This window comes from Cyanothece sp. BG0011, from assembly GCF_003013815.1.
Taxonomy (GTDB): domain Bacteria; phylum Cyanobacteriota; class Cyanobacteriia; order Cyanobacteriales; family Microcystaceae; genus Crocosphaera.
The window spans coordinates 40,947-54,234 of record NZ_PRLH01000003.1 but is presented as its reverse complement, the minus strand read 5'-3'; the positions used below and the strand labels follow the sequence as shown (position 1 = coordinate 54,234).

Genomic DNA, 13,288 nt, shown 5'->3' with positions numbered 1-13,288 from the left:
TGTAGACACTATTCTTCTGCTACTTGAACAATCATTTAAGGATTTTTAGATAAGTTTTAATTGCCTTATTCACTATAGGTTTCCTTCTCCACTATAGGCGCAAAACTTAATATCTATAGGTCTTCCTTGGGGAACACTGGCGACTTCTACTTTAAAATTGCCTGATTGATTTCCTGTCCAATATTGATTTTGATTATTAGAAAATCGTCGAATTACTTCTAAATATTCGCCATTAGGAGCTTGCACAGAATAATCATGAGGGGTTGATTTTTCAATGATTAATTGTTGCTCTCTAGCTAAATTTAACAAAAAAGTATCCCCTGCATTAACCCTTCCTGCATAAGTACCACAATGACTCCCACTGGGAAAACTAATGGTAATATTTCTACCACTTGATTGTGCCACTCGACAATCAAAATCTGGTGCATACACTAAAGATTGATAACGTCCATCAGAAGTGCGAACTGTCAGACATTTTCCTGTACTGGTTTCTCTCCAATAGGAATAAGCATCACCTTCGGATTTTTCTGTTTTGATGTATTCATATCCTCTACTTTGTAGTTCCCTTTCTCCACTGCTTCCTCTTGCACCTACTAAGTCTTGTAAAGAAGGGGCCGGGGTTTGAGCATTCATGGGAATAGTCATGAGGGTTAACGCACTGAAAATTAAGGGAAATAAAGGGTTTTTGACCATGATTATGTAAAGTAAATATCACACTACTATAGGATAGTATAATAATCAAGAAAGTAGCTTCTTTACCAAATAATTAATAATAATTAATTATTTTTGAGATGTTAATTGATGTTGTAAATTTTTTCCTGTTTTACTGCTCATAATAATTTGGCGATCGCAGATAATACCTTTACTACATAAGTTAAACATCTTTTGATATAATTAGGGTGTTCAATCAATTTAAACTGAATTAATTAGCAATGAATAGAAGGTATACGGCGATTATTTATTGGGAAGAAGATGTATATGTGGCTGAATGTCCAGAGGTAGGAACAGCAAGTCAAGGGGATACCATAGAAGAAGCGTTAGCTAACCTAAAAGAAGCAACAGAACTATATTTAGAAGAATTTCCTTTACCTCAAACATCTCCTCGTTTATTGACAACATTTGAGGTATTAAGTGCCTAAATTACCTAGAATCAGTAGTCAAAAAACTGTCAAAACCTTAGAAAAATTAGGCTTTGTAAAAATTCGTCAAAAGGGAAGTCATTTAATTCTAAAAAAAGAACTTAAAAGTGAAGATGGGGAAACAATTGAAGTCGGTTGTGTGATTCCTCTGCAAAGAAAAACCCTCGCAGTAGGAACATTAAAAAATATTCTCAATCAAGGAAGGGTAACAGTGGAAGAATTTTTAGACAATCTTTAATTTATTGACTTTAAGCATCAAAAAATAAAAAATTATTCATGTTGAGTTGTTAATTGCTGTTGTAAATTTTTTCCTGTTTTACTACTCATAATAATAGTGCGATCGCGTCCAAATACAATTGAACCTATATTAACATCAAAATCCACATATTTTCTAATATACAACTGTGTCCTTTTGTCAATAGTTTCTACAATAGATTGATAAATTTTTTCGGTAAAAGTATTGTTTGTTTCTGCATCTATTTTTCTCAATAGTTGTAAAGCTTCTTCTGTGGTTTCACAGTCTAAAAGTTGTTGTAAAATTGCATTATCTAAACCCATTTTTACCCCATGACTGACTAATATTTCTAGTCTTCCATCGGCTAAATGGTGATGAGTATGAAAGATTCCCCCTGCTAATTTTATCAGTTTTCCATGATAACCAAATAATAAAATAGCGTTTATTTTTTCTGTTGCTGCTGTTACTAACAAGGGACCTAACCAGTTAGCAGTTTTAATTAATTGTTGGGAATTGATACCTGATTTTCTAGCCAAATCTAAGCCATTTTCTCCTAAGCAAAAGACTAAGGTATCAAATTGTTTTGCTTTTTCTTTTAATTCTTGTTGATAACTATTTAATTGATCAGGAGAACTCAAGGGCTGAGAAATACCAGAAGTTCCTAATAAAGATAGTCCTTCAATTACGCCAAACGCCTCGTTAGATGTTCGTTTTGCTAACTTTTTGCCTTCGGGTAAGATAATAGTAATGATTATGGCTTCTGTTGGGTTTAAATATTGTTTTAAGTTGTGCTTTAATAGTTTATTGGCGTAGGAATAAATCGCATCTTTATTATTAGATTTAATCTGTTTACCTATCCCTTCTCCTCCTTTGATAATGATTTGTTCTTGTTCATTTTTATCACTATTTTCTCTCAGTTCTACCGTTGCCCAAATTGGGGTATTTCGGGTCAAATCTAAATTATCTCCTGGATCACTAATAGTAATAGCTAAAGCAGTATTCTTGTTTATTTTAGCCACTTGTTGAATAGGAATCGTTACTGTTTCAGATGGTTCGATCAAATCGAAGGAAACTGTCTCATTATTTTGGTTATTTTGTAAATGCTGTAAAGCTGCGATCGCAGAGGCACAAGCGAACACAGGTAACGTATAGCCAGCGCGAGGTTTAGTCATCTTTATGTTGTTTTTTTCTTTTGCCATAATTGTCTTTGTTTCTCTCTTTGTTTAGCCATCTTTTCAGGGGTTAAACTATCGTAACAATGGGGACAAGAAACACCTTCCTCATATTTATTAGATGTTTTATCTTGTTCTGAAATGGGATGACCACACCCTAAACACATTTCATAACTACCTGTTTCTAACTGATGTTTAACGGCCACTCGTTCATCAAAAACAAAACATTCTCCTTGCCATAAACTTTGATCTTCAGGCACTTCTTCTAAATACTTTAAAATACCACCTTTAAGATGATACACTTCAGAAAATCCTTGTTTTAACAAGAAAGAAGTTGCTTTTTCACAGCGTATTCCACCCGTACAAAACATAGCTATTTTTTTGTGCTTGTTCGGATCTAAATTTTGCTGTACATAATCAGGAAATTCTCTAAAAGATTGGGTCTGAGGATTAATGGCACCTTCAAAGGTTCCGATATCCACTTCATAGTTATTTCTGGTATCAATAACAATAGTTTCTTCGTCCTTAATTAAGTCATTCCATTGTTCAGGAGTCACATAGGTTCCCACTTGTTCATTCGGGTTAACCTCTGGCATTCCTAGGGTAACAATTTCTTTTTTTAACCGTACTTTTATTCGTTCAAAAGGAAAATTATCCGCCGTAGAATATTTAACCTCTAAGTCAGCTAAACGTTCATCCTGGCGTAAATAGTTTAAAACGGCTTCAATATTATCAGCCGTTCCGGCGATGGTTCCGTTAATTCCTTCGTGGGATAATAGTATCGTGCCTTTAATCTGATGATTTTGGCAATATTCCAAGATTCTGCCTTGTTTTTCGGCAGAGTCGGGGAAGGGGATAAACTTGTAGAAAGTGGCGACAGTGTAAGTCATGTTTCAGTTATCAGTGATCAGTTACCAGTGATCAGTTTTGTTACTGAATTAGTTAGGGTAAGGTCAGGAGGAAATTTTTTTATTCACCCCTTGCCTATTTTAGATAAGTCTGTGTATAATTGTAAGAGTGAGTAAAATATCGACACAAAAAAAGTCGGTTGCTCTGTTTGGGGAATTAGCTCAGTTGGTAGAGCGCCTGCTTTGCAAGCAGGATGTCAGCGGTTCAAGTCCGCTATTCTCCATTTTTTAAATAAGCTAAAGCCAGAAATAACCAAAAATCTCTTATCTTGTTGGGTTTCGTCCCTCAACCCAACCTACAATATTGGCACACTCCACAGCGTATCTCTTCGAGATCGCACTATGATAGGTAGGATGGGGCAATCCTACCCTAAAGTTATAGCAGAGACCGTGAAGTACCCCAACTTGCTTCGCTGAAGTTGGGGCTTCCAACAACAACTAAACCCAAGGACGGTTTTATTCGTCTTCGAGGCTTCCCGTCTCACTGGCCGTTGCCTCCATAAGACGAATCTTATCTCGGTCTTATACAGCCTCCACAGGCAGACTCCCTGCTTCCCAAGGAGTAATTACTTTTTGTCGAGATTGCACTTTGGACTTACGTTATTACTGCCTACTTTCTTATTCTTGTACAATCTTTTCCCTGATCTGCCGCCGAGTACATACTTTATCCGTCTTGCGGGGCCTCTTAGTCGGTCAGGTGGGTCGCAACCAGCACTCAGTATAACACAAACTACGAGAAAGTGGAGGCTGCGCCGTTTATGCGTAGGCCCTTGCATTCATCCCTAACCTGTAGAGGATAAGGGAATTCTGCCCGACATTCGGTTAAAACACCCCTAAAAGCACAGTAGTGGTAAACAAAACCAACAGTGCCATGATAATCATAGAGATCATAAAGTAAGGTGCGTGGTTAACCTGTTCTAAATATTGATTCTTTTTGCGTTCTTCCTCGTCTAAAGGCTTAAAATACATATCGTGCATAATAATTACTCTCCATTTTTTCATTCATTTAAATTGATTATTCTTTTGTTTGAACTAGATTGGGATTAGATGTACACTGACTGCAATAAAGCTCACAACTCAAGTATCTTTGTCGTGAAATGTCATCAACTCATAACTTTATTGTAAGTCCATCAACTTTAATCAGACGTTAATATTTGTTACAAAAACAGTGTAATCAATCTTTCTTTCAACTTAATTAGCCAAACGGCTAAAGCTATATGAGCTAGTTTAGGGAAAATAGGTCGACCTTATTTGACGGAGTTTGAGAAGAAGGTGTTAAGAATGCTTGAGAGATTCTAATAACTCTGTTGGCTGTTTAACACTCATTAAAAGAGAATAACCCTCAACTGTAGGTAAATAAACAACCTCATTTTTTTCAGTGACAAATAAAAGAGCTTTTTCTCCATTCTTAAGTTTAAACCATCCTGATTGATAGCCAGGTAATCCAATTCCATTGGTTCGCCAACGAGGTTGATAAGGAGATTCTTGATCTAATTTAATAACTTTCGCCTCATCAATAACCAAAGAATTTAAAGGAATAGTTCGCCCGTATAAATCCCCGGTAATGTTCAATTGTTGCTCTGACACTTCAAATTTTACTTGTTGGCAGGAATAAGCAATAAATAGAGAAAGACAAAATAAACCTAACATTAAAATAGCAAAAATACCGATTGATAAAAGAGTTTTATTTGAAGCTGGAACCATAGGAAAAACTTGACTCATTCTCTTAATCTTCCTTGATTGAACAGTTACGATTTTACTAATCTATTAAAAGTAAAAAATAATTATGTTTCATCTTTCTTTTTTAAGTAACTCAAATCGTTAATAACAACGGGATAATTTCCGTCTCAGTTGATCTAATGCGGTACAACTGCTTAAATAGCGAATAATATCCCGACTGCGATCGCCAAACGTACATTCAACACTCTCAACGTTACCATCAGGATCAGCAATACCAATATACACCAAACCCACCGGTTTAATATCGGTTCCCCCACTCGGTCCGGCAATACCCGTAATACTCACTCCCCAATCAGTCCCCAACCGCTTTTTAATCCCTAAGGCCATTTGTTGCGCTACGATATCACTCACTGCCCCGTGATGGTCTAAAGCTGTTTCACTGACATCTAAAAGGGACATTTTCACACGGTTATCATAAGCAATCACTCCACCCCAAAAATAGTCCGAACTGCCGGCTATTTCCGTGAACATTGCCCCTAAACCGCCACCGGTGCAAGACTCCGCGACGGATACGGTTTGTTGTTTGTGCCGTAATAATGCCCCGACTACGTTAGCTAAAGTGTCATCATCTTGGCCAAAATAGTCTTCTCCCGCAATTTTAATAATCTCTTGGGCTACCGGTTCAATGATAGCGTTTGCTTCGGTTTCAGAGGCTGTTTTTGCCGAAATGCGTAGGCGAACTTCTCCCAAGGAAGCATAAGGGGCAACGGTCGGATTTGTCAAGTCAAAAAATTGATTAACTTTAGCGGCCAAAGAAGACTCACCAATGCCCCTAAACCGCAGCATTCTGCTAAAAATGATTTCTTTGCCCCAACCCTGGCTTTTCAGGTGAGGAACCGCCGTTTCTGCCCACATCCGCTTCATTTCCGAAGGGACTCCAGGAAAGGTCATAATCGTCAAATTAGGAACTGGTTCCCAGATGATGCCGGGGGCAGTTCCCGTGGGGTTAGGTAAAATAGTCGCCCCCCTAGGAATTAAGGCTTGTTTACGGTTATTATCGCTCATTTGCCGTCCCCTAGCCTGAAATTTTTCCTTAATATCTTCAATAATCTCTGCTTTTTCCATTAAAGGACGATTAAAACATTGGGCAAGGGTTTCGGTGGTTAAATCATCGGGAGTGGGTCCCAAACCCCCAGTAAACAGTAGAATAGAGGCCCTTTTACTGGCAATGGTAATCACTTCTCTGAGGCGAGTGGGGTTATCTCCCACCACAGTTTGATAGTAATGGGGAATCCCTAAACTAGCCAATTCTTTGGCCAAAAATTGAACATTAGTATTAATAATGTCTCCTAATAACAGTTCGGTACCAACGCAAATAATTTCTGCACTCATTCTCTATTAATCTGTCGTCTGTTTTAATAATTCTACGGCATCACGGCCATCGATTTCTTGTAAATAAACTTTGACTTGTTCCTCGGAAGAAGTGGGTAATTTTTTTCCTGTAAAATCAGGATGAATAGGTAACTCTCGATGGCCCCTATCAACTAATACTAATAAGCGGATCATTTTCGGTCTTCCGTATTCAGTAACAGCATTTAAAGCCGCGCGAATAGTCCGACCTTTATAGATAACATCATCCACTAAAATAACAATTTTTCCTGTGAGATCAATGGGAACTTTCGTTTTAGCTGGGGTTCGGGTTTTAATGCGATCTAAATCATCTCGATAAAAGGTAACATCAATGGCACCCACTGGCACTTTTATGTCTTCTAAAAGTTCAATTTGTTGGGCTAACATATAAGCTAAAGGAACCCCTCTTGTATGAATTCCCAATAAAACAATATCAGACAAATTTCCTGATTTTTCGATCACTTGAGATGCTAAACGAGTGATAACTCGTCGAATTTTTTCAGATGAAAGTATTTTTTTTGTCATTGGCTTCTTGATTGTAGAAAGTTTAATCCCCCATCCATCTAATGAGGATCTCATACTTATGATAGAGATAGACTGTTTTTTTCTCTATCTTTTTAAATAAAAAATAAGTTTAAAAAGTTACTAATTATTTCATGTTTGGGAAACCCTTTGCATTCTTCTTATAATAGATGAGACGAATTAATACCAAAAGAATTCTATGACAGCTACACTCTTCAAACCCGAAACCATAGAATCTTATTTAGGGGAAGAAGCCGACAGTCTTCTTAATCATAAAGCGAAGATTCCTCAATCTTTATTACATTTACCTGGAGAAGATTTTGTTGAGCGCATTTTTTCTCAAAGCGATCGCAACCCTCAAGTTTTACGCAGTCTCCAACAACTTTATTCTACAGGAAGATTAGCCAATACCGGTTATCTCTCCATTTTACCGGTAGACCAAGGCATCGAACATTCTGGGGCTGCGTCTTTTGCCCCAAACCCTGCTTATTTTGACCCCGAAAATATTGTTAAATTAGCCCTAGAAGGGGGTTGTAACGCCGTCGCCACTACCCTAGGGGTATTAGGGATGATGTCTCGTAAATATGCCCATCGTCTCCCTTTTTTAGTGAAGTTAAACCATAGTGAACTGTTAACTTATCCCAATAGTGCCGATCAAATTATGTTTGGTCAAGTTGAGCAAGCTTGGAATTTAGGGGCCGTTGCTGTTGGGGCTACCATTTATTTTGGGTCGGCTGAATCCAACCGTCAAATTCAAGAAGTGAGTAAAGCCTTTGCCAAAGCCCATGAATTAGGCATGGCCACAGTGTTATGGTGTTATTTGAGAAACGATATTTTTAAACAAGATCAAGATTATCATTTAGCGGCCGATTTAACTGGGCAAGCTAATCATATCGGGGTGACTATCGAGGCCGATATTATTAAACAGAAATTACCTAATTGTAACCGAGGTTATGAAGCCGTAGCGAAGGCAACTAATGAGAAATATGGGCGAACCGATGAAAAGGTTTACACTGAATTAACCAGTGACCATCCCATCGATTTAACCCGTTATCAAGTGTTAAATTGTTACGCCGGCAGAAGCGGTTTAATTAACTCCGGTGGCGCATCGGGAAAGAATGATTTTGCCGAGGCCATTCGTACCGCAGTTATTAATAAACGGGCTGGTGGTTGTGGTTTAATTTCTGGCCGCAAAACCTTTCAACGCCCCCTAGAAGAAGGGGTTAAGCTATTTCATCTCATTCAAGATGTTTATTTATCTTCTGAGATTACTGTTGCTTAGGGAACAGGGAACAGGGAATAGGGAACAGTTCTATTCTGACTCCTGACTCCTGACTCCTGACTCCTACTAACCATTAGGTAAAAGCCCAACTTTAACGTTTAAGCTTAAGGGTTTGCCATTACGTTCAACTTCGACAGGAATGGTACTACCCACTTGAATCTGTTCGACGGCTTTTTGAACTTCGGAGGGAGATGCGAGGGGTTGTTGATTAATGGATTGAATCACGTCCCCTGCTTTTAACCCGGCGGCGGCGGCGGGAGAATTGGGAACAACATTGACGATCAAAATGCCTGAGTCTGCATTAACGGTTAACCCTGCCGTTTCTTGTAATTTTTGCTTAATTTCTGGGGTAATTTCTACCATCTGAATTCCCATGTAGGGATGTTCAACGGTTCCTTTGGCAATTAATTGATCGGCAATTTCTTGGGCCCGATTAATAGGAATAGAAAAACCGATACCTTGGGCATTTCGGAAGATAGCGGTATTCACACCGATGACTTCCCCTCTGGCATTGAGAAGGGGCCCACCAGAATTACCAGGGTTAATGGCTGCGTCGGTTTGGATAAAGTCAACCCGTTTATCTCCGACCCCAACTTGAGAACTGCGTCGTCCCGTGGCACTAATAATGCCAGTGGTGACCGTATTATCTAACCCCAAAGGATTACCAATGGCGATCGCCCATTCCCCAACGTTCAACGTATCGGAGTTTCCGGCTTTTACGGTGGGTAAATTATCGGCCTCAATGTCAATGACAGCCACATCAGTAACGGGGTCCGTTCCTAATACTTTTCCGGTAAAGGTTCGACCGTCTTTTAAGGTAACGGTGACTTCTTGGGTTCCTGCCACAACATGGGCGTTGGTCAGGATTTTTCCATCTTTACTGAGAATAAATCCCGAACCGGTTCCCCGTTGAATTTCTTCTTCGGGCATATTGGGGATTTGTGATCCAAAAAAGCGACGGAAAAAGGGATCGTTAAACATGGGGGGAACCTCTGTTTTAACGGTACGAGAGGCATCAATTCTCACCACCGCCGGGCCAACTTTTTGAACCACATCCGTAACAAAGTTTTCTGAGGTAATAGGAGGCAGAGAAGCCCATTCTTGGGGAATTTCTGCATTAGTCGAGGGGGCGACAGTTTCCGTATTTTCGTTGAACAGATTAGGATAACTGTAGGCAATGGTTCCCCCAATGCCCACCCCCATTCCTAAGAGGATCATCGAAACATAAGTGAGGGGTTTTTGCAAGATAGAACTGTGAGAATTTTTCATTTTAGGAGATGGATAAGATTGATTTAAACTATGATTTTTCATGGTTGGTTTTATTTATATTGTCAATAATAGAGAAAAAGTCAGTCCATGTGAGGAGTGAATGATGGGAAAACGGCTTTTTTTGGACTGACATTTTTTACTATAAGGGGGAGATATGACAACCTTATGACAGATAGATGACGTTTTGATGTCACTCTTTAGGAACAGCCAATACTCATATCTTGCACCTTCGCTAACACCCCCCTTACCCCCCACACCCCCCACACCCCCCACACCCCCCTTTATAAGGGGGGCAGGCAAGAGGCAAAAGGCAAGAGGCAATCGTTTTAATTTTCCTCTGCTTCCTACACCCTACACCCTACACCTTGTTTATTTTGACGCTAACTTATTACAAATTGATTGCCTTCTCGGTGATTATTAAGTTTACTTGTTCTGGTGCAAGATGTCAGAATAGGCAATACTCATCATATCTTGGGTAGGAATTCAGCTATCAGCCATCAGTTTAAAGAGGATTGACACGACAACACAAAAAAAATACCCCAAGTTCTAAACTTGGGGTATTTAAAGCGATTAAGACGTTTGCTACTTAACCACGCATTCTCGTTGTTTAAGATTAAAACGATAGCCAGAAGTTAAAATATGCAGCTTTGCGCCACAAATGACTAATGCTTCATCTTGTAAAGATTCGTCAAGATTACTATGAGTGATACTAGAAACATCAACAATAGTGACTGAACCTTCTCCAAGAACATCCACCTCATCACCATTGACAGCGATCGCAGTATTTTCATCAATCCCAAATCCTAACGGTACTGACTGTTGCATCAAAGCTGAGACAAATCTACCAATTCTTCCTCGTTGAGAAAAATGTTGATCAATGACAACATTGGGTAAAAAGCCCATACCCGGTTCAAGAATAACGCTGTCGATGGTTGGATTCGTTGTGCTATCTCCTTCTACTATCATCATTTCTGGCATCATGGCTGCTCCTGCACTGGTACCAGCAATCACTAACCCTTGAGCCAATTTTTTATGTAATAATTTGTCAATTTCGGAATCTTTGAGTAACTCGGTAATGCGCGACTGATCGCCTCCTGTGAAGAATACGCCGGTTGCGTTCTCAATCACTTCTAAATCATCGGGATTATCCCCGTCTTCTCGTCTTTCGGTATCGACGATATCCACTAGCTCAACTCCCAAATTTTCAAAAATATATCGATAATCGTAGCCGACTTCTCCTGGTAAACTGGTTGCGACAGTCATAATGACAATTTTCGCTTCTCGACCGCCAGCACGACGTACAAATTCTCTTAATATTGTGCAGTCTCCTTCTTTATCTTCTGCACCACCGATAATAATTAATTGTCCGGTTGACGATTTTACAGCAGAATCCTTGGATTCAGCGCTGTCACTGTTTTGAGTTTCAACTGCGACGACCATAAAACCCTACTACTAATTTAAAGTATAATTGATTAATTTTAATAAAACATATTTTACCCTGGTTTGTATTATCTCTAAAGATAGATTTTAAGGTAAAGTCAATCATAATAGCTTAATAGAGTAACATATTGTCGTGATCCCCGAAACATACTTAAAATTTTTTAAATAAATATTAACCTTTAAAAACAGCTTTTTTTAATCAATTTGGATAAAAACTAAAAACCAATCTTGAGATAGATTAGCTAAAAGCCAATTTCGAGTAAGGTAAAAACATTCATGTCAAAAAAGCCAAAAATCCTATGTTAATCGAGACGAGTGAACTAATTCGCGTTAATGCTAGAAAAAGCGATATCTTTGACCTATTTAACGTTAGAGAATTTATTGGTGCCAATCCTTACTTAAGTAAAGCGGCCTTAGTCTTCGATTTAGCGTTGACGGGATACGATCGCCCTTTATCCATTGAAGATTATTTAGAGGTAATAGGCGATCGCTATCCTCGGCTTGCAGAGGAACAATACGACTCTCATAGCGAACTATTTGCTCAGACAGTGGCCCAAGTTAATCAATTAGAAATGGGCTTACATTTTAATCAATGGAGTGTCACAGAACAACCCGATAAAGATTTTAGCAGAATTGCCATTGAATCACTGCATCTTCGCACCACTAGAGAGGTGGTTTATTCCGTTTGGGATTGGTTTGAGGCCATTGAAAGAAAAGAAGATTACGATCTAAACAATCAGATTACTGCTCTACAACAACTATTTCGTAACTCCGTTTATGGAGGGCCAACGGTTTATGCCTTACTCAGATCAGCCTACCATAAAGAAATTCCGACGTTTTATCTGTGGGATGAAGGCTTAATGCAATATGGCTACGGTAAACGACAAGTTAGAGGTGTGGCAACTACCTTTGATGTCGATAGTCATTTAGATTCTGATTTTACCACCCAAAAAGACTATTGTAAGCGGTTTTTAGCTGAATTAGGGTTTCCTGTTCCTCAAGGAGATATTGTCAACTCATTAGAACAAGCAAGAGAAACTGCGGCCAACATTGGTTATCCTGTAGCCGTTAAACCCGTCGCCGGCCATAAAGGCATTGGTGTAACTGCAGACGTACGAGATTCACTAGAATTAGAAACAGCTTATCAAAGAGCCGTTGTAAGCATCCCAGAAGAGGGCAGCAAGGCGGTTATTGTCGAAAATAGTATTAGAGGAAAAGATTATCGTTTGCTGTGTGTTAACGGTCGTTTTGTTGCTGCTACAGAACGTAAACCAGCCTCTGTGATGGGGAATGGACGGGCGACATTACGAGAATTAATTGATCGGGAAAATTATTCTCCTCAACGTAGCGATACCCCCACTTCACCCATGGGCAAAATTCACACCGATGAGGCGATGGACCGTTATTTAGAAGAACAAGGATTAGATTTAGAAACAGTTATAGAAAGCGATCGCCAAGTTTATTTACGTAAAGTGGCTAATCTTTCTTCTGGTGGTTTTAGTATCGATGCTACCTCAAAAGTCCATCCAGATAATATTATTTTAGCCCAGGATATTGCCCAACATTTTCGCCTGACTTGTCTGGGAATCGATGTGATCACTGCTGATATTTCTCAATCTTGGAAAGAAAGTGGTTTTGGTATCATCGAAATTAACGCAGCCCCAGGGGTTTATATGCACCTTAATCCGGCTATTGGTGAACCCGTCGATGTTACGTCTCGTATTTTAGAAACCTTTTTTGGTTCGGGTGAAAATGCCCGTATTCCGATTATTAGTTTTAATCGTGTAAGTTTACGTCAGCTACAAAGATTAAGCGATCGCATTTTAATGTCTCATCCGGATTGGACCATTGGTGCGGTTTGTCGGGAGGGGATGCTAATTAATCGTTCAGAAAAACCCCTTAATCGTCATTATAATACCAATGTTCGTAATTTATTACGCAATCCTAAGTTAGATTTGCTAATTGCTGAGTATGACGAAACAGTTTTAGAAGGAGAAGGAATGTTTTATTATGGTAGCAACATGGTGGTGTTAGACAATCCCAGTGATGTAGAAATGACATTAACTAGAGACGTTTTTAATGATTCTACTATCGTCATCAAACAAGAGCAGCAAATTACCATTAAACGTCAAGGTTTATTAGAACAATATGAATTAGAATCTGGTGAATTATTAGAACAAGTTTATTTAAAAGAGGTGGCGACAATTTTAGATTAAATTAGCTTTAAACTA

The 13,288-nt window shown here is 38.9% G+C and carries 13 protein-coding genes and 1 tRNA gene; 5 read left to right on the top strand and 9 right to left on the bottom strand.

The genetic code is table 11. The features are described 5' to 3' along the window. Nucleotides 1–72: 72 nt before the first annotated feature. Entirely contained in the window at nt 73–693 is a 621-nt protein-coding gene (locus C4E06_RS27520) for a hypothetical protein (RefSeq protein ID WP_198648201.1), read from the bottom strand. Nucleotides 694–932: 239 nt separating this feature from the next. On the opposite strand from C4E06_RS27520, the gene C4E06_RS01230 reads away from it, so the two are divergent. Then, nucleotides 933–1,139: a type II toxin-antitoxin system HicB family antitoxin gene (locus tag C4E06_RS01230; protein ID WP_107666415.1), complete on the top strand. Its 207-nt coding sequence runs from the start codon at nt 933–935 to the stop codon at nt 1,137–1,139. Beyond that, complete coding sequence (locus C4E06_RS01225) at nt 1,132–1,377, top strand: type II toxin-antitoxin system HicA family toxin (RefSeq protein ID WP_107666414.1); 246 nt, start codon at nt 1,132–1,134, stop codon at nt 1,375–1,377. The genes C4E06_RS01230 and C4E06_RS01225 overlap by 8 nt, the downstream gene beginning before the upstream one ends. Before the next feature lie 32 nt (nt 1,378–1,409). Here the strand turns inward: C4E06_RS01225 and cbiD are convergent, their stop codons facing one another. Both cbiD and C4E06_RS01215 read right to left on the bottom strand, forming a co-directional pair. Further along, nucleotides 1,410–2,546, bottom strand: coding sequence for a cobalt-precorrin-5B (C(1))-methyltransferase CbiD (gene cbiD, locus C4E06_RS01220; RefSeq protein WP_107666436.1), 1,137 nt, complete (start codon nt 2,544–2,546; stop codon nt 1,410–1,412). A gap of 2 nt (nt 2,547–2,548) precedes the next feature. Further along, nucleotides 2,549–3,436, bottom strand: coding sequence for a rhodanese-related sulfurtransferase (locus C4E06_RS01215; protein ID WP_107666413.1), 888 nt, complete (start codon nt 3,434–3,436; stop codon nt 2,549–2,551). A gap of 169 nt (nt 3,437–3,605) precedes the next feature. On the opposite strand from C4E06_RS01215, the gene C4E06_RS01210 reads away from it, so the two are divergent. Then, nucleotides 3,606–3,678 (top strand) — tRNA-Ala (locus C4E06_RS01210). Between the two features lie 598 nt (nt 3,679–4,276). Here C4E06_RS01210 and C4E06_RS27515 read toward each other — a convergent pair. From C4E06_RS27515 to pyrR, 4 genes are all read right to left on the bottom strand, one after another. Then, complete coding sequence (locus C4E06_RS27515) at nt 4,277–4,432, bottom strand: hypothetical protein (protein ID WP_198648200.1); 156 nt, start codon at nt 4,430–4,432, stop codon at nt 4,277–4,279. Nucleotides 4,433–4,729: 297 nt separating this feature from the next. Next, entirely contained in the window at nt 4,730–5,176 is a 447-nt protein-coding gene (locus tag C4E06_RS01200; RefSeq protein ID WP_107666411.1) for a PH domain-containing protein, read from the bottom strand. Between the two features lie 99 nt (nt 5,177–5,275). Next, the gene (locus C4E06_RS01195; RefSeq protein WP_107666410.1) at nt 5,276–6,526 is read right to left on the bottom strand and encodes a competence/damage-inducible protein A; all 1,251 of its coding nucleotides are present in this window, start codon (nt 6,524–6,526) and stop codon (nt 5,276–5,278) included. Nucleotides 6,527–6,532: 6 nt separating this feature from the next. After that, the gene (gene pyrR, locus C4E06_RS01190) at nt 6,533–7,069 is read right to left on the bottom strand and encodes a bifunctional pyr operon transcriptional regulator/uracil phosphoribosyltransferase PyrR (RefSeq protein WP_107666409.1); all 537 of its coding nucleotides are present in this window, start codon (nt 7,067–7,069) and stop codon (nt 6,533–6,535) included. A gap of 196 nt (nt 7,070–7,265) precedes the next feature. On the opposite strand from pyrR, the gene C4E06_RS01185 reads away from it, so the two are divergent. Next, complete coding sequence (locus C4E06_RS01185) at nt 7,266–8,348, top strand: class I fructose-bisphosphate aldolase (RefSeq protein WP_107666408.1); 1,083 nt, start codon at nt 7,266–7,268, stop codon at nt 8,346–8,348. A gap of 66 nt (nt 8,349–8,414) precedes the next feature. Here C4E06_RS01185 and C4E06_RS01180 read toward each other — a convergent pair whose 3' ends face one another. Both C4E06_RS01180 and C4E06_RS01175 read right to left on the bottom strand, forming a co-directional pair. Beyond that, nucleotides 8,415–9,659, bottom strand: a complete 1,245-nt coding sequence (locus C4E06_RS01180) for an HhoA/HhoB/HtrA family serine endopeptidase (RefSeq protein ID WP_107666407.1) — start codon at nt 9,657–9,659, stop codon at nt 8,415–8,417. Nucleotides 9,660–10,199: 540 nt separating this feature from the next. Continuing rightward, entirely contained in the window at nt 10,200–11,057 is an 858-nt protein-coding gene (locus tag C4E06_RS01175) for a cyanophycinase (protein WP_198648199.1), read from the bottom strand. A gap of 299 nt (nt 11,058–11,356) precedes the next feature. Between C4E06_RS01175 and C4E06_RS01170 the strand changes: the two genes are divergently transcribed. Next, complete coding sequence (locus C4E06_RS01170; protein WP_107666406.1) at nt 11,357–13,273, top strand: cyanophycin synthetase; 1,917 nt, start codon at nt 11,357–11,359, stop codon at nt 13,271–13,273. The last annotated feature ends 15 nt before the right edge of the window (nt 13,274–13,288 follow it).